This window comes from Pseudomonas sp. Irchel s3h9, from assembly GCF_900187475.1.
GTDB classification, from domain to species: Bacteria; Pseudomonadota; Gammaproteobacteria; order Pseudomonadales; family Pseudomonadaceae; genus Aquipseudomonas; species Aquipseudomonas neuropathica.
In genome coordinates this window covers 523,498-539,167 of record NZ_FYDH01000002.1, presented here as the reverse complement: position 1 = coordinate 539,167, position 15,670 = coordinate 523,498, and the positions used below count along the sequence as shown (strand labels likewise).

13 protein-coding genes and 1 pseudogene are annotated in these 15,670 nt (G+C 59.3%); 5 read left to right on the top strand and 9 right to left on the bottom strand.

The window, feature by feature from the left end:
- A pseudogene (locus CKW26_RS05250) lies at positions 1–1,399 on the bottom strand (type IV secretion protein Rhs); the annotation flags it as partial.
- A gap of 243 nt (positions 1,400–1,642) precedes the next feature.
- On the opposite strand from CKW26_RS05250, the gene CKW26_RS05245 reads away from it, so the two are divergent.
- On the top strand, positions 1,643–2,338 hold the full coding sequence (locus tag CKW26_RS05245) for an HAD-IA family hydrolase (RefSeq protein WP_095047766.1): 696 nt from the start codon (positions 1,643–1,645) through the stop codon (positions 2,336–2,338).
- 73 nt (positions 2,339–2,411) lie between these two features.
- Here CKW26_RS05245 and CKW26_RS05240 read toward each other — a convergent pair whose 3' ends face one another.
- Positions 2,412–3,158 (bottom strand): 3-oxoacyl-ACP reductase family protein, encoded by a 747-nt coding sequence (locus tag CKW26_RS05240; protein ID WP_095047765.1) that lies wholly within the window; start codon positions 3,156–3,158, stop codon positions 2,412–2,414.
- A gap of 126 nt (positions 3,159–3,284) precedes the next feature.
- Here CKW26_RS05240 and CKW26_RS05235 point away from each other — a divergent pair, with 126 nt between their 5' ends.
- Complete coding sequence (locus tag CKW26_RS05235) at positions 3,285–4,208, top strand: LysR family transcriptional regulator (RefSeq protein ID WP_095047764.1); 924 nt, start codon at positions 3,285–3,287, stop codon at positions 4,206–4,208.
- A gap of 119 nt (positions 4,209–4,327) precedes the next feature.
- Here CKW26_RS05235 and CKW26_RS05230 read toward each other — a convergent pair whose 3' ends face one another.
- The 3 genes from CKW26_RS05230 to CKW26_RS05220 form a co-directional block, all read right to left on the bottom strand.
- Positions 4,328–5,056: an aspartate/glutamate racemase family protein gene (locus tag CKW26_RS05230; protein ID WP_095047763.1), complete on the bottom strand. Its 729-nt coding sequence runs from the start codon at positions 5,054–5,056 to the stop codon at positions 4,328–4,330.
- Positions 5,057–5,111: 55 nt separating this feature from the next.
- Positions 5,112–6,650 carry an NCS1 family nucleobase:cation symporter-1 gene (locus CKW26_RS05225; protein WP_095047762.1) on the bottom strand — a complete coding sequence of 513 codons (1,539 nt, stop codon included), beginning with the start codon at positions 6,648–6,650 and terminating at the stop codon, positions 5,112–5,114.
- A gap of 577 nt (positions 6,651–7,227) precedes the next feature.
- A complete protein-coding gene (locus CKW26_RS05220) occupies positions 7,228–7,962 on the bottom strand; it encodes a phosphoadenylyl-sulfate reductase (protein ID WP_095047761.1) in 735 nt (244 codons plus the stop codon).
- A gap of 165 nt (positions 7,963–8,127) precedes the next feature.
- On the opposite strand from CKW26_RS05220, the gene thrH reads away from it, so the two are divergent.
- Positions 8,128–8,745, top strand: a complete 618-nt coding sequence (gene thrH, locus CKW26_RS05215; protein WP_095047760.1) for a bifunctional phosphoserine phosphatase/homoserine phosphotransferase ThrH — start codon at positions 8,128–8,130, stop codon at positions 8,743–8,745.
- A gap of 108 nt (positions 8,746–8,853) precedes the next feature.
- Here thrH and pabB read toward each other — a convergent pair whose 3' ends face one another.
- The 4 genes from pabB to CKW26_RS05195 all read right to left on the bottom strand — a co-directional run bounded on the left by pabB (position 8,854) and on the right by CKW26_RS05195 (position 13,580).
- Positions 8,854–10,197 (bottom strand): aminodeoxychorismate synthase component I, encoded by a 1,344-nt coding sequence (gene pabB / locus CKW26_RS05210; protein WP_095047759.1) that lies wholly within the window; start codon positions 10,195–10,197, stop codon positions 8,854–8,856.
- Positions 10,198–10,516: 319 nt separating this feature from the next.
- Complete coding sequence (locus CKW26_RS05205; protein WP_095047758.1) at positions 10,517–11,503, bottom strand: alpha-L-glutamate ligase-like protein; 987 nt, start codon at positions 11,501–11,503, stop codon at positions 10,517–10,519.
- Positions 11,503–13,038 (bottom strand): inactive transglutaminase family protein, encoded by a 1,536-nt coding sequence (locus CKW26_RS05200; RefSeq protein WP_093431750.1) that lies wholly within the window; start codon positions 13,036–13,038, stop codon positions 11,503–11,505. The genes CKW26_RS05205 and CKW26_RS05200 overlap by 1 nt, the downstream gene beginning before the upstream one ends.
- Positions 13,039–13,043: 5 nt before the next feature.
- Positions 13,044–13,580 carry an ATP-dependent zinc protease gene (locus tag CKW26_RS05195; protein WP_053116866.1) on the bottom strand — a complete coding sequence of 179 codons (537 nt, stop codon included), beginning with the start codon at positions 13,578–13,580 and terminating at the stop codon, positions 13,044–13,046.
- Positions 13,581–13,981: 401 nt separating this feature from the next.
- On the opposite strand from CKW26_RS05195, the gene CKW26_RS05190 reads away from it, so the two are divergent.
- On the top strand, positions 13,982–14,704 hold the full coding sequence (locus CKW26_RS05190; protein WP_172828118.1) for a GntR family transcriptional regulator: 723 nt from the start codon (positions 13,982–13,984) through the stop codon (positions 14,702–14,704).
- Positions 14,701–15,591, top strand: coding sequence for a methylisocitrate lyase (gene prpB, locus CKW26_RS05185; RefSeq protein WP_095047757.1), 891 nt, complete (start codon positions 14,701–14,703; stop codon positions 15,589–15,591). The genes CKW26_RS05190 and prpB overlap by 4 nt, the downstream gene beginning before the upstream one ends.
- Positions 15,592–15,670: the final 79 nt, after the last annotated feature.

Sequence of the window (15,670 nt, the reverse complement as noted above, 5' to 3'; positions counted from 1 at the left end):
CGAGCACCGCATCGCTCAAGGTCAGCAGTTCTTCGCCGGTGACCATCGACACCGGGCAGCCGTTGGTGCAGGTGCGCGGCACGCAATCGGCGCTGTCGCCGTTGGGGTTTTTCGCCTGATCCGGCGAATCGTCATGCGGCTCATGCCGCTCGATCCGGCTCGAACCGCCAGACTTGTCCCGCACAACAGGCGCCGGGTTTGGCACGGTCAACACCAGCGAATCGGCCTGACGAATGTTCAGCGGTATCGCCGGTGTCGGTTTCAACTCAACGTCACGGACATTGAGCATCAGCGGTTTCAAAACGCTGGCATGCCGCGTCAAATCCGCCGAGGACGTCAGTTCGGCCAAGCGCAATGCCGAGGCCGCCAGCCATTCCCGCGCGCGCGGCGACTTGATCTTCGCCAGCACCTTGCTGCTCAAACGCAGCGGCACGCCGATGCCACCCGACACGCCCATCAACAGGAAGCTGATCAGCAATTCGACCCGCACCTCGGCCACCACTTCAGCCAGATACTGCGGCGGCAGCATCTTCAGCCAACTGGTAAACGCGGCCAGATGAATGAACAGCAGCGGCTCGTCACTGAGGATCAGCAAGCCATTGGCGATGGCGTCGCTGGAGGCATTCAATAACGCCTCAAGCTCGGCCTCGCTGAGGTATTCCAGCAATTTTTCACTGTTGGCCTGCAAGTCTGCGAGCAGGGCAAATACCTGTTTAATGTCATCCCAGACGCCATTCAGGGCTTTCTCGAATCCACGCCAATCGGCCTGTTGCAACTGACCGTAACGCTCAAGAAACCCGGCGCTGGAAAATTCCTTCCACTGCGGCTGACATTCACTCCATTCCCCGCGCAACCAGCCCTCCAGCCCATCGATGATGCCCTGATAGGAGGCGTACAGCTTCTTCACATGGTCCGTGGACACATCGGGAAAGAAGGTGATGCGATAACGCTGGCCCCGATCGCAGTCGGTCACTTGCAGAATGCCGCTGGGGCCGATGGTGTAATGCAGCGGTTCGCCGAAAGTCAGCACGCCGCCGACATCGGCAAGCACCGGTTCGAGGATTACCGGGGTGTTGCCAATCGGCACAAACCTCGCGGCCTCGAACATATGCACCAGCGTCAGCGACCCGCTGGCCGAGCACATGACCACCGATGAACTGAGCGGCTGGCGCGACGTGATCGGCGCGCTGAGGCGTACGTCGTTACCGACGGTGAAGACCTGTTCGACATCCAGCGCGGTGCCTGTCCAGAACTGCTCGGCCCAGGCGTCGTAGTGGTTCAGGCACAGGCGGAACTCGCGGATCAGGTGTTCGAAGTCCGGCTCATCGGGATTCAAAGCAGCAACAACGAGCAGGCCGATGCTGTTGTTCAGGGCCAGAAGCCGATCGGTTGGAAGCATTCGCAGTCTCTCGCGCACGTCAAAAAGGTGCGGGGACTTTGCGGGGGATCAAACAGGAAAGAAGTCGGGCGAGTAGGCGATGCCTGTAGGACATTTCGCTAAATGTCTGCGAGTAGTTCATCGCTCAATAAACATTGGCCGTTGCTCAATGTCTGTCGCGCTCGTTATGCTGCTGAACCCTTTAATCAGATCCGAGCAGCGGTCCACCTGCCGCTTGGGATGTCTTTGTTAACGGATCCGATGATGAATGCACCGCTGAAGGCGTTCGGCCCGATCAAGGCCGTGATTTTTGATATGGACGGTTTGTTGCTGGACACCGAGGGCATTTACACCGAAGTCACTTCGCTGATTGCCCAGCGCTACGGGCGCACCTTCGACTGGAGCGTCAAGCAGAACATCATTGGTCGCGGGGCCAACGATCTGGCGAACTACGTGGTGCAGGCGCTGGATCTGCCGATCACCGCTGAAGAGTTTCTGGTGATCCGCGAACCATTGATGCGCGAGCGTTTTCCCACGGCGCAAGCGATGCCGGGTGCCGAGGAGCTGATTCGCCACCTCAAGGCGCACAACATCCCCATCGCCGTCGGCACCAGTTCATCGCGGCAATCGTTCGGGCAAAAAACCACGCTGCACCGCGACTGGTTCGCGCTGTTCGACTTCATTGTCACGGCGGACGATCCGGAAGTCGGCGCGGCGAAACCGGCGCCGGATATCTTCCTGACCGCTGCCCGCCGTCTGGGTGTGGCACCTGAGGATTGCCTGGTGTTCGAGGATTCGCCGTTTGGCGTGACCGCAGCGAAAGCCGCAGGCATGACGGCCATCGCCATCCCCGATGCCGCCATGGCCGATGAAAAGTACGCACACGCTGACGGGATTCTTCGGAGTTTGAAAGCGTTCACGCCAAGTGCCTGTGGTTTGCCGGCGCTGGAATGGATGTAAACGTCTGAGACAAAAAAACGCCGCCCCTCTGTAAAAAGAGGGGCGGCGTTTTTCGTTCAGGCGACTCGGGAAATCAGGCGCCGAAACCACCGTCGATGGTCAGGCTGGCACCAGTGATGTAACCGGCTTCCGGGCCCGCCAGATAGGCGACGAAACTGGCGATTTCTTCGGCTTTACCGTAACGACCGACGGCCATCAACGGAATGAGGCTTTCGGCGAAGTCACCGTGCGCCGGGTTCATGTCGGTGTCGACAGGGCCGGGCTGCACGTTGTTGATGGTGATGCCGCGTGGGCCAAGATCGCGGGCCAGGCCTTTGGTCAAACCGACCAGCGCCGATTTGCTCATCGCATATACACCGCCACCGGCGAAGGGCATGCGGTCGGCGTTGGTGCTGCCGATGTTGATGATGCGCGAACCTTCGCCCATGTGCTTGGCGGCTTCTTGCGAGGCGATGAATACGCTGCGCACGTTGATTGCGAGGGTCTGGTCGAAGTCTTCGAGTTTGAAGTCTTCCAGTGGAGCAACGGCCAGCACACCGGCGTTGTTGACCAAAATGTCGAGTCGGCCAAAAGCTTCGACCGTGGCGCTGACCGCGTGGCGGATCGCTGCGGCGTCGGCACTGTCGGCCTTGATCGCCAGGGCTTTGCCGCCGTTGGCGGTGATGCTGTTCTGTAACTCTTCGGCTTTGGCGGTGGAGCTGACGTAAGTGAAGGCTACTGCAGCGCCTTCAGCGGCCAGGCGTTTGACGATGGCAGCGCCGATACCACGGGAACCGCCTTGAATCAGAGCGACTTTGCCGCCGAGGTGTTGAGTGGTCATGTTCGATCTCCAGACTATTCAAGGCGGGATGCCTTGTTGTTGGAGCCGAGTATCGACCTCTGATCCGCAACCGTGTAGACCCTGATTGCTATAGTCTATGTAAACCAGAAGTTTATAGTGGCGGCCATGGAAACCTTCAGCAGTATCGAATGCTTTGTCCGTAGTGCTGAGGTCGGCAGCTTTGCCGAGGCGGCGCGGCGCTTGAGCCTGACCCCGGCAGCGGTTGGCAAAAGTGTCGCAAAGCTTGAGGCGCGGCTGGGTGTGCGGCTGTTTCAGCGCAGCACCCGCAGTCTGACGCTGACCGAGGCGGGGCAGCTGTTTTTGAGTGAAGTCAGTGCCAGCCTGACCACGATCCAGAATGCCGTGGCCAATCTGGCCAGTGCCGAAGGGCAGCCGATCGGCACCTTGAAAGTCAGCATGGGCACGGTGTTCGGGCGCCTTTATATAGTGCCGTTGCTCGGCGAGTTTCTGCGGCGCTTCCCGGCGATCAATCCGGACTGGCATTTCGATAATCGTCAGGTCGATCTGATCGGGCAGGGCTTCGATGCGGCGATTGGCGGCGGCTTTGAGCTGCCACAAGGTGTGGTAGCGCGCAGATTGACGCCAGCGCATCGGGTATTGGTCGCTTCGCAGGATTATCTGAACGGCAATCCTGCGATCACTCATCCGGACGATCTCAAGCAGCATGACGGAATTCTGATTCGCTCACCGCAAACCGGGCGTGTGCGTTCATGGCAATTGACGCACCGCGATCAGCAGCACAGTCCGTTGATGCTCAAGGCCCGGATGACCATGAGCGATTCCGAAGCCGCGTGTGCGACAGCAGCGCAGGGCCTGGGGATTGCACTGGTGAGCATGCCTTTTGCGGTGGGGTATCTGGAGGCGGGTACGTTGCAGCGAGTGTTGCCGGACTGGTTTGTCGATGATGGCAACATCTCGATTTATTACGCCGAACATAAGTTGTTGCCGGGCAAGACGCGGGCGTTTGTCGATTATGTGATTGAACAGTTTGCGGAGAGAGGGTTGGCGCGGCGGTTTAGTGCTATTTGAGCAACCTTGATACCGAGTTGCGGCCTTCGCGAGCAGGCTCGCTCCCACATTTGGAATGCATTTCCCCTGTGGGAGCGAGCTTGCTCGCGAATGGGGCGACTCGGTTTCCGATGATAAGCTTAGCGGGCAAACCGCCCCGGCCAGCCAATGATGTTCTTCGGCCGAGGTGTCGCATACGTTCGCACTTTCGACGTCGACAAGCGCAAGCGCACCAGCGATTCCGCAATCGTTACCGCCGCCGTGACGCCATCCACCACCGGCACGCCAGTGCGCCGACGAATCTGCTCATCCAGGCCGGCCATGCCGCCGCAACCCAGGCAGATCACCTCGGCTTTGTCCTGCGTCACCGCCAGTTCTGCCTGATGCACGATGGCTTCCAAGGCACGCTGTGGCTCGTGTTCCAGTTCCAGAACGGCCAGACCACTGGCCCGTACCGATGCACAACGATCCCACAGGCCGGACAATTTCAGCCGATCTTCGATCAGCGGTACGGTGCGATCCAGCGTGGTCACCACCGAATAGGCGTGGCCGAGAAACATCGCCGTGCTCGCGGCCGCATCGGTGATATCCACCACTGGCACGTTGAGCAATTCCTGCAGACCTTCGCGACCGTGCTCGCCGTAGCCGGCCTGAATCACGGCATCGAACGGCTGGTCGTAGGCCATCACCCGATCCATCACCGCGATGGCCGCCAGATAGCTTTCGAAGTTGCCTTCAATCGAGTCGGCACCGAAGTACGGCGTCAAACCGACGATTTCGGTACCGGGCGAGGCGACAGCCTGCGCCGAGCGGGCAATGGCCTCGGTGATGGATTCGGTCGTGTTGACGTTGACCACGAGAATACGCATGGGGAAATCCTTATAGCGGGCAGTTCTGCGGCCCGAAGTCCGGGCCACGAGGGAATTAATGGCAGACGTTGTCGACAGCGATCGATTCGCCGCTGATGTCGGCGTAGTGCGCATGGCGTTTGGCAATGATCAGGTAGAGCATTCCGGCGATCCCGGCGCCGATCAGCCAGGAGAACGGCGAGACGCTGTGGAAACCCGGCACGAGCGCCAGGACGATGGCGATCAGCGCCGCAGGAATAAATGCCGCCACCGCACGGAAATTCACCCCACGGCTGTAGTAATAAGCGCCGTCGGGATCTTCGCTGTAGAGCTGCGGGACGTTGATCCGGCCTTTGCGGATCAGCCAGTAGTCGACCATGATCACGCCGTACAACGGGCCGAGCAGGGCGCCGAGGCCAGACAGGAAGTACACGATCACCAGCGGGCTGTTGTAGAGATTCCACGGCAGGATCAGCACAGCGATGGTTGCGCTGATCAGCCCGGCGCGACGGAACGTCAGGTACTTCGGCGCCAGGTTGCTCAGCACGAATGCCGGGGCGACGAAGTTGGCCATGATGTTCACCGCCACAGTGACGATCAGGAATGCCAGGCAACCGAGCACGAGGAAGAAGGTGTTGGGAATCGAGGCGATGATCTCGGTCGGGCTCTCGATGATCCGGCCGTTGATCTGAAATTGCGCACCGCAGAGCAGCACGGTAATCGCGGCGAACACCAGAATATTCACCGGCAAACCCCAGAAGTTTCCTACCTTGATGGTCTTGCGGCACGGCGATGAGCGGGCGAAGTCGCAAAAATTCAGAATCAACGTGCCGTAGATCGCCAGCCACAACGCGCCGCCGGCAAAAATGTTGCGCCACATCTCGCCACCGGTCAGTGGCTCGCGGATCGACCAGGCAATGGTCGCGTTGGCTTGGAAGTACATCCACCCAGCGAGTGCCGCAACTGTCAGCAAAATCACCGGCCCGGCAAACGCTTCGTAACGGCGGACCATTTCCATGCCGTAGGCGAGGATCGCCAGTTGCACGAACCAGATCGCCACGAAACACACCCAACCCAAAGTCGACAGCCCGAGGATCGAGTTGTGGTCGTATGCGGCGAATCCGGGATGGACTGCCGTGAGCAATACGCGAAATACCACTGACGCCAGGTACGTCTGAATGCCGAACCAGGCGATGGCGATAACCGCGCGGATCAGTGCAGGAATTTGCGCGCCGTGGATGCCGAAACTGATCCGGCTGATCACTGGAAACGGCACCCCGGTTTTCTGTCCCATGTACCCGGACAGGTTCATGAAGAAATACACCAGCGCCGCGCCGATCCCCAGCGACAGCAGGATCTGCCAGCCACCCAGGCCAAGGGCGTAAAGGCCGATGGCGAACGAGTAGTTAGCAATGTTGTGCACGTCGTTCGTCCACAGGGCGAAGATGCTGTATTTGCCCCAGCGCCGACCTTCGGCCTTGGTTGGCGCCAGGTCGCTGTTGTGCAGGCGGGGGCTCAGTTGTAACGGCTCGGTCAACCCGTCATCGGGTGACGGCTGGTCGAGAGCAGCGGCGGGCAGATTCAGCGCGATGTTGTTGGAGAGACTTGTACGCATTCCGGCAGGCTCCTGATGTTCAGGGCCGCGATGACTGTGCATGAGCCGGCAGGCTCGACAAATCTTCGTCGCGGCAGTGAAAGCATCACTGGTTACGGGGCATCTGCAGCCTGTACGGGATAGGGCGCTTCAGGCTTGCGGATCGAAAGTGTTTATGTTTTGCAGTTTTGTATACAAAACATGTATGCACCTAAGCCAGATCTGTGCCAGTCGTTGATCTATGCGCAGCCGTGCTCATTTCGAAAAGTTATCGATGAGCGCTAAGTGCCTGAAAATAATTGGTTAAAAATTGACCGATTGAACAAGTATTTATTTTTGGCGGGGGATTTTGTTGGCGGGCGGAGGCGAGAGGTTTTTGGTAGGGATGTAACTTTTCAGGGCGCGGATACAAAAAAGTGCACACATAAATGGCACCGATGGTGACATTCGTGTGTACACATTTTTGGAGTCGCTACAAACCCCTGTAGGAGTGAGCCTGCTCGCGATAGCGGTGTATCAGCCAAAAAAATTATCGACTGAGACACCGCTATCGCGAGCAGGCTCACTCCTACAAGGGGGAAATCAGCGCGGCAGGGAGTTAGGCCTTGCTGATGATATTCCCGGCATGCAGCCCGCATTCTTTCTGCGTCGCCTCTTCCCACCACCAACGCCCCTCGCGCTCGTGCTGATTCGGCAGGACAGGGCGGGTGCACGGTTCGCAGCCGATACTGATAAAGCCGCGCTCATGCAGGCTGTTGTACGGCAACTCGAGCATGCGGATGTAACCCCAGATCTCTTCGCTGGTCATCTGCGCCAACGGGTTGAACTTGTACAGGGGTCGCTCGGGTGTGGAGAACGCGGTGTCGATTTCCATCACGGCTACAGCACTGCGGGTGCCCGGGCTCTGGTCGCGGCGCTGGCCGGTGGCCCAGGCTTTGACGGTGGACAATTTGCGGCGCAGCGGCTCGATCTTGCGGATACCGCAGCATTCGCCGTGACCGTCCTTGTAGAAGCTGAACAGGCCTTTTTCCTTCACGAACGGTTCGAGTTTCGTGTAGTCCGGCGACACCAGTTCGATGTCGATCTTGTAGTGCTCGCGCACCTGATCGATGAAGCGGTAGGTCTCCGGGTGCAGACGGCCGGTGTCGAGGCTGAACACCTTGACGTTCTTGTTGAGCTTCCAGGCCATGTCCACCAGCACCACATCCTCGGCGCCGCTGAAAGATATCCACAAGTCATCGCCGAACTCGGCGAACGCGAGTTTGAGGATGTCTTGCGCGGATTTGTTGGCATAGGTCGTGGCGAGTTCCACGACGTCGAACGTTGCACTCATCAGGGCGGCTTCCTACAGGTCGGTGGCGCTGGGCGCTCTATATGGCGCTGATGGTAACAAAAAGCTGCACGGCTCGGGGGCGTGCTGTGCGTTGCGCGTCTGCATGTGAGTCGCTAGAGTTCGGCCTCGCTCGACTCAAATAATCAATACAAACGGGAGTGTCTTGTGGAAATTGCTTGCCTGGATCTTGAAGGGGTACTGGTGCCGGAAATCTGGATCGCCTTCGCTGAAAAAACCGGAATCGAATCCCTCAAGGCCACCACCCGGGACATTCCCGATTACGACGTGCTGATGAAGCAGCGCCTGCGCATCCTCGATGAGCACGGCTTGAAGCTGTCGGACATTCAGGAAGTGATCGCCACACTGAAGCCGCTGGACGGCGCTGTGGAGTTCGTCAACTGGCTGCGCGAGCGCTTTCAGGTGGTGATTCTGTCGGATACGTTTTACGAGTTCTCACAGCCGCTGATGCGTCAGTTGGGCTTCCCGACGTTGCTTTGCCATCGCCTGATTACTGACGAAACCGGGCGGGTGACCAGCTATCAGTTGCGCCAGAAAGATCCCAAGCGCCAGTCGGTATTGGCGTTCAAGAGCCTGTATTACCGGGTGATTGCGGCGGGGGATTCGTATAACGACACGACGATGCTGGGCGAGGCGGATGCGGGGATTCTGTTCCATGCGCCGGAGAATGTGATTCGCGAGTTTCCGCAGTTTCCCGCGGTGCACACCTTTGCCGAGTTGAAGCAGGAATTCCTCAAAGCTTCGAACAGAGAATTGAGTTTGTAATGAATACCCCTGTAGGAGCTGCCGAAGGCTGCGATCTTTTGATCTGGTTTTTCAGGATCAAGATCAAAAGATCGCAGCCTTCGGCAGCTCCTACACGGGTTGTGTCATTCAGAGGTTCTGCAGGGTGTCGAGGAGGATTCTGACTTTGGTAATCGACTCCTGATACTCAGCCTGCCAATCCGAATCGGCAACAATTCCGCCACCGCCCCAGCAGCACACCAGCCCATCCTTGACCAACAAACTGCGAATCGCGATGGAACTGTCCATCTCGCCGCGCACGTCCAGATACAGCAACGACCCGCAATACAACCCACGCCGCGTCGGTTCCAGCTCATCGATGATCTGCATTGCGCGAATCTTCGGTGCGCCGGTAATCGAGCCACCGGGGAAACTGCCGGCAATCAAATCCAGTGCGTCACGATCATCCGCCAACTCACCGGTGACGCTACTGACCAAGTGATGCACGTTCGGATAGCTTTCCAGACTGAACAGCTCCGGCACCCGCACCGAACCGATGCGGCAGGTGCGCCCGAGATCGTTGCGCAGCAGGTCGACGATCATCAGGTTTTCTGCGCGATCCTTGGGGCTGGCCAGCAGTTCGGCGGCGTTCGCGGCATCTTCGGCCGGGGTCATGCCACGCGGACGGGTGCCTTTGATCGGCCGGGTTTCCACCTCACGGTCGCTGACTTTGACGAAGCGCTCTGGCGACAGGCTCAAAACGGCACCGCCATCAGGCAAGCTCTGGAAACCGGAAAACGGCGTCGGGCAGGCCTCGCGCAACGCGCAATAAGCCAGCCACGGATCGCCCTGACACGCAGCGCGGAAGCGCTGGGCGAAGTTGACCTGATAGCAGTCGCCGGCCTGGATATAATGCTGAATGCGTTCGAAGGCCTGACGATAATTGTCGGCGCAGAGGTCGGCGGTCATTGGCTGGTTCAGTTTGAACGGCGCCATCGATTCGACAAGCGGCTGGCTGAACAGCGCGATCAGCCGCTGTTTCTCGCTATCGATCACGGACGGGTGAAACACCAGTTGGCTGCTGGCCCTCTGGTGATCGCTGATCAGTGCCCAGTCGTACAGGCCAAAGCGGGCATCCGGCAATTGCAGATCATCCAGCGCCTGGCTCGGCAGGTTTTCCAGATGCCGACCGAAATCGTAGCTCAGGTAGCCGATCAAACCGCCGGCGAATGGCAGGTCGAAACCTGTTGGCAAATCAGCCTCGCCCAGACGGGTCAGATTATCCCGCAGGCGTTGCAGGAAAACTCCGCCGCTTTCGTCGGGCAACACCGCCAGATGTTCCAGCGGCCAGGCGCTGAGCAGGTCATAACGGCCACGGTCGGCACTTGGCCGGCCGCTGTCGAGCAGCACGGCGCCGGGCGCGTTGCGGATGGCCGCGAAGTAGTCGGCGGGATTGGCGCGGTAGGGCAGTGGGTGTACAGAACAGGTCAACATGGGCGGGGCAGATCGGCCGTTGAGGCGGGGTGGGGATTGTAGTCCTCTCCGATGCCAGATCAAAGTCAAAAGCCTCCCCCTCACCCCAACCCTCTCCCCCAGGGGGGCGAGGGGGAAAGGGAGCAGATCTTCATGCTTTTCAAGATCCGAGTTCGGCTCGATATCTCAAGCTGGCGAGGGAAAGGGAGCCGATCATCATGCTTTGATCGTTCCCACGCTCTGCGTGGTAACGCCGCCATGGACGCTCTGCGTCCACTGTGACGCGGAGCGTCACGGGATGCATTCCCACGCAGAGCGTGGGAACGATCATCGGGGGAGATCAGCCCTCGATGGCTGGAATATGCCCAAACATCTCCTGAGTAAACGCCACCCGCTCTTCAACCGATTCAGTCACCCCACGCGCCTTCAGCTCTTCCAGTCGCGCTTCCACCGCATGGGTACGCAACGTCAGCCCACAGTCGTTAGCAATCTGAATATTCAGCCCCGGCCGCGCATTCAGCTCCAGAATCAGCGGGCCTTTTTCCTGATCGAGCACCATATCAACACCGATATAGCCCAACCCGCACAGCTCATAGCAGCCGGCGGCGAGTTTCATGAAACCGTCCCAGTAGGGCAGTTGCACGCCGTCCACCGCGTTGGTGGTGTCGGGGTGTTTGGTGATGATGTTGTTCAGCCAGGTGCCGCGCAACGTCAGACCCGTGGCCAGGTCAACACCGACACCGATGGCGCCCTGATGCAGGTTGGCCTTGCCGCCGGACTGCCGGGTTGGCAGACGCAGCATCGCCATCACTGGATAACCCATCAAGACGATGATGCGGATGTCCGGCACGCCTTCGTAGCTGATGCTTTTGAAGATCTGATCCGGGGTCACGCGGTATTCGATCAGCGCGCGATCACGGTGGCCGCCCAGCGAATACAGGCCAGTGAGGATGCTCGAGATGTGATGCTCAAGCTCTTCATGGGCAAGGATCTTGCCCGACACCGTGCGATAGCGGCCCTCGAAACGGTCGGCAATCACGATGATGCCGTCACCGCCAGCGCCTTGGGCCGGTTTGATCACAAAGTCGTTGCGCCCGCCGATGATCTGGTCGAGTTTGTCGATTTCCTTCTCGGTGGAGATCACGCCGTACAGCTCCGGCACGTGAATGCCGGCCGCGATGGCGCGTTCCTTGGTGATGATCTTGTCATCGACAATCGGGTACAGGCTGCGCTTGTTGTACTTGAGCACGTAGTCGGCGTTACGCCGATTGATGCCCATGATGCCCCGCGCTTCCAGGGCCTTCCAGGTCTTCCAGAAACCGAACATCAGGCGTCAGCCTTCTTCAGGAAAGCCTTGAAGCGCACCAGCTCGGTCAGGCGGTAGCCGCGATAACGACCCATCGCCAACATGAAGCCGACCAGAATCAGCAGGATCGCCGGGAAGGTGAACACGAAGTAGACCAGCTCTGGAACGGTCATGATCAGGTGCGCGAGTGACGCCGCGAACAGTGTGCCGATCGCGACTTTCATCGCATGGCTGGCACCGCGTTCTTCCCAGGTGATCGACAGGCGTTCGATGGTCATGGTCAGAATCACCATCGGGAACAGCGCCACCGACAGCCCGCGTTCCAGGCCGAGCTTATGGCTGAACAGGCTGATCGCCGCGATCAGCACCACAACAAAGGTCAGCACCACCGAGAGTCGCGGCAGCATTTGCAGCTTCAGGTGTTCCAGATACGAACGTAATGACAAGCCCAGCGCGGTGATCACGGTAAACAAAAGAATGCCGAAGCCCAGTTGCGTTTCGCGGAAGGCGAGGGCGATCAGCACCGGGGTGAACGTGCCGAGTGTCTGCAGGCCGATCAGGTTGCGCAGAATCAGGATCACCAGCACGCCGATCGGGATCATCACCATGATCATGAACGTCTGCTGAGTCTGCAGCGGCAAGCCGTACAGCGAGTATTCGAGGAAGTTGGCGTCGGTGTTTTCGTCGGTCAGCTTGGCCAGACGAATCGCGTTCATCTCGCTGTTGTTCAGGCTGAAGGTCACGTTGGCTTTTTTGCCGCCATCGACGGTGATCAGGTTTTCATCGCCGGTCCACCACAGCAGGCGGTCGGTCGGCAGGCCTTGCTCACCGGTTTCCGGGTTGAAGTACAGCCAGTCGTTGCCGTTGAAGCTGCGCAGCCACAGTTCCGGGGTTTGCGGCTGGTCGGCGACGAGGCGGATGGTGTGAACTTTTTCCACCGGGACGTGGGCGATGGACAGCAGCAGTTCGACGATTTTGGCTTTGTGCGGCGTCGACGGATCGCCGGCCAGCAGCAATTTCACGTTGTCATCGTTGACGTTGTTGACGCGTTTGATCGCCTCGCCAATAAAGGTTTCGACGTCGGCCGAGTGCTGACGGATCGGCGCGAGCAGGGCTTCGGCGGCGATTTTCTCAGGGCCTTCGATGGCGATGCTGTCGCGGAAGGTCGGGCCTTTGATCTTGGATTTTTCGGCGGTGTAACGCTTGGTCAGCACCAGACGGTAATAAAGGGTCTGGTTGCCCTTGGCCCGGCGCGCCGACCAGGTAACCTTGCGGTTGCCGTCGACGCGGTTGACGGCGACACCGTAGTTATTGGAGATAAAACTCTCGTTGAGGCTGACGTAATCGCGGCTCAACGGCGGCACGAACATCTGGATCTTCACCGGATCCTTGGTGCTGGCGACGAACTCGACCTTGGCGTCGATGTTCCACAAGTCGTCGGTGGCGTCTTCGGTCACCGGGATGCCGAGCACGAAAATCTGATAGGCCGTAACCGAAACGCCCAGGAGCACCAGAATGGTGATCAGGATTTTCAGGTGGAAGGTTAGAGAACGCATGGAAATTACTCGGCGGTATGAGCGGCGATGGTGCAGGCGGGTTTGCCGGCAGCGTATTTAAGGCTTGGATCGACCAGCGCATCAAAGCGTTTCAGCGCTTCGGAGCCAATCAAAAGCGGGTATTGGAACGCACTACGGTCGGTCAGGTTCACTTCGATGCTGCGCATCGCCGTGCCCATGCAGATATCCAGCTCGATCACCGGACGGGCGGTGTACTTCTTGCCTTCCTCCGGGTCGTAATCGCCGGCGCGGCGCTTGATCTTGCTGACCCGCGCCAGCGGCCGCTCGATCGGGTGTGAATGCGCAGCGTCGATGGCCAGGTAGAAACGTACCCAGGACTCACCGTTGCGTTTAAAGCGTTTGATGTCGCGGGCACTCAGCGATGCGGTTTTCGCACCGGTGTCGAGTTTGGCCGCAACTTCCAGATTGATGCCGTCAAGCGAAGCGTATTCGTTGAGGCCGTACACGGTTTTTTCCCCCGCGGCGGCGAGGCCGGGCAGGCAAAACAGGGCAAAGAATGTGGGAAAAGGCTTGAGTCTCATAAATCCTGGTGCGCAGCGTTCCGTTTTCGGTTCAGGTCCTTGGCAAAACTTGCGCAAGGCCCTTCGTGTGCCTATCAGCTTTTTATGACAAGCCGTACAAATGGCCAGCAAATGCGGGCGGCATTCTAGCACGGTGGGTTTATGGCGCCAGCGCCGGCACCGGTCTATAACCCTTGGGATTCCCTGTGGGAGCGAGCCTGCTCGCGAAGGCGGTGCGTCATCCCAAGCAGATGCTGACTGACACTACGCTTTCGCGAGCAGGCTCCACAGGGGTTAATCGACCAATGGAAGATTGCCTACGGTTATTAGACGATTGTCGACAATGTCTATTTATACTTTGACTGACGCGGGCGAATTGGCTAGTTTTTGCCGGATTGGATTTAAAGGTGTCGACAATCATGCTGGATCAACTCGATCCCCCGGTCATCAGCGGCGACGATTCCGAGACGCTCTCGGAAAACGTCTTCCGGCGCATTCAAGCGGCCATCGTCAAAGGTGAGATCGCCCCGGGCAGCAAGATCTCCGAGCCGGAGCTGGCGCGCACCTACGGCATCAGCCGTGGGCCGTTGCGTGAGGCGATTCATCGCCTGGAAGGCCAGCGCCTGCTGGTGCGCGTACCGCACGTCGGTGCGCGGGTGGTGTCGCTCAGTCATGCCGAATTGCTCGAACTCTACGAAATCCGCGAATCCCTCGAAGGCATGGCCTGTCGTCTCGCAGCCGAGCGCATGAGCGTCGAAGAAATCGACGAACTGCGCCGGGTGCTGGAAACCCACGAGCGCGACGCTGCGTTTCAGGCCGGCGTCGGCTACTACCAGCAAGAAGGCGATTTCGACTTTCACTACCGGATCATCCAGGGCAGCGGCAACCGCACGCTGACGCAGATGCTCTGCGGCGAGCTGTATCAATTGGTGCGCATGTACCGCATCCAGTTTTCCACCACGCCGAACCGCCCGCGTCAGGCCTTCGCCGAACACCACCGGATTCTCGATGCCATCGCCGACCGTGACGGCGAACTCGCGGAATTGTTGATGCGCCGTCACATCGGGGCCTCGAAACGCAACATCGCCCGTCATTACCAGGACGGCGCCCACAATAAGACAGCCACTGAACGAGGTGAGTCATGAGTTCCAACCTGAACACTCCAGGCCAGCGTTTCCGCGATGCGGTCGCCAGCGAGCATCCATTGCAAGTGGTCGGCGCGATCAACGCCAACCACGCGCTGCTGGCCAAACGTGCCGGTTTCAAGGCGATCTACCTGTCCGGTGGCGGCGTGGCCGCAGGTTCCCTCGGCGTGCCGGATCTGGGCATCACCGGTCTGGACGACGTGCTGACAGACGTTCGGCGCATCACCGACGTCTGCGATCTGCCGCTGCTGGTCGATGTGGACACTGGTTTCGGCTCCTCGGCGTTCAATGTGGCGCGCACGGTCAAGTCGATGATCAAGTTCGGCGCGGCGGCGATTCACATCGAGGATCAGGTCGGCGCCAAGCGCTGCGGCCACCGTCCGAACAAAGAGATCGTCAGTCAGCAGGAAATGGTCGACCGCATCAAAGCCGCCGTCGATGCGCGCACCGATGACAGCTTTGTGATCATGGCGCGTACCGATGCACTGGCGGTGGAAGGTCTGGAGTCGGCACTCGATCGCGCAGCGGCATGCATCGAGGCCGGCGCCGACATGATCTTCCCGGAAGCCATCACTGAACTGGAAATGTACAAGCTGTTCGCCAACCGCGTAAAAGCGCCGATCCTGGCCAATATCACCGAGTTCGGCGCGACGCCGCTGTACACCACCGAGCAACTGGCTGGCGCCGATGTGTCGCTGGTGCTGTATCCGCTGTCGGCGTTCCGCGCGATGAACAAGGCAGCAGAAAACGTTTACACCGCGATCCGCCGCGATGGCACGCAGCAGAATGTCATCGACACCATGCAGACTCGCATGGAGCTTTACGATCGCATCGACTACCACACCTTCGAGCAGAAGCTCGATGCGTTGTTTGCCGCCAAGAAATAAAGATCAAAAGATCGCAGCCTGCGGCAACTCCTACACAGATCCCTGTAGGAGCTGTCGAGTGCAACGAGGCTGCGATCTT

Excerpts from the sequence above, each read along its gene's own strand:
- CKW26_RS05195 (WP_053116866.1), bottom strand. The coding sequence starts at position 13,580 with ATGAGACTCAAGCCTTTTCCCACATTCTTTGCCCTGTTTTGCCTGCCC.
- pabB (WP_095047759.1), bottom strand. The coding sequence starts at position 10,197 with ATGTTGACCTGTTCTGTACACCCACTGCCCTACCGCGCCAATCCCGCC.
- CKW26_RS05225 (WP_095047762.1), bottom strand. The coding sequence starts at position 6,650 with ATGCGTACAAGTCTCTCCAACAACATCGCGCTGAATCTGCCCGCCGCT.
- CKW26_RS05220 (WP_095047761.1), bottom strand. The coding sequence starts at position 7,962 with ATGAGTGCAACGTTCGACGTCGTGGAACTCGCCACGACCTATGCCAAC.
- CKW26_RS05230 (WP_095047763.1), bottom strand. The coding sequence starts at position 5,056 with ATGCGTATTCTCGTGGTCAACGTCAACACGACCGAATCCATCACCGAG.
- CKW26_RS05205 (WP_095047758.1), bottom strand. The coding sequence starts at position 11,503 with ATGTTCGGTTTCTGGAAGACCTGGAAGGCCCTGGAAGCGCGGGGCATC.
- prpB (WP_095047757.1), top strand. The coding sequence starts at position 14,701 with ATGAGTTCCAACCTGAACACTCCAGGCCAGCGTTTCCGCGATGCGGTC.
- CKW26_RS05200 (WP_093431750.1), bottom strand. The coding sequence starts at position 13,038 with ATGCGTTCTCTAACCTTCCACCTGAAAATCCTGATCACCATTCTGGTG.
- CKW26_RS05240 (WP_095047765.1), bottom strand. The coding sequence starts at position 3,158 with ATGACCACTCAACACCTCGGCGGCAAAGTCGCTCTGATTCAAGGCGGT.
- CKW26_RS05245 (WP_095047766.1), top strand. The coding sequence starts at position 1,643 with ATGAATGCACCGCTGAAGGCGTTCGGCCCGATCAAGGCCGTGATTTTT.
- CKW26_RS05235 (WP_095047764.1), top strand. The coding sequence starts at position 3,285 with ATGGAAACCTTCAGCAGTATCGAATGCTTTGTCCGTAGTGCTGAGGTC.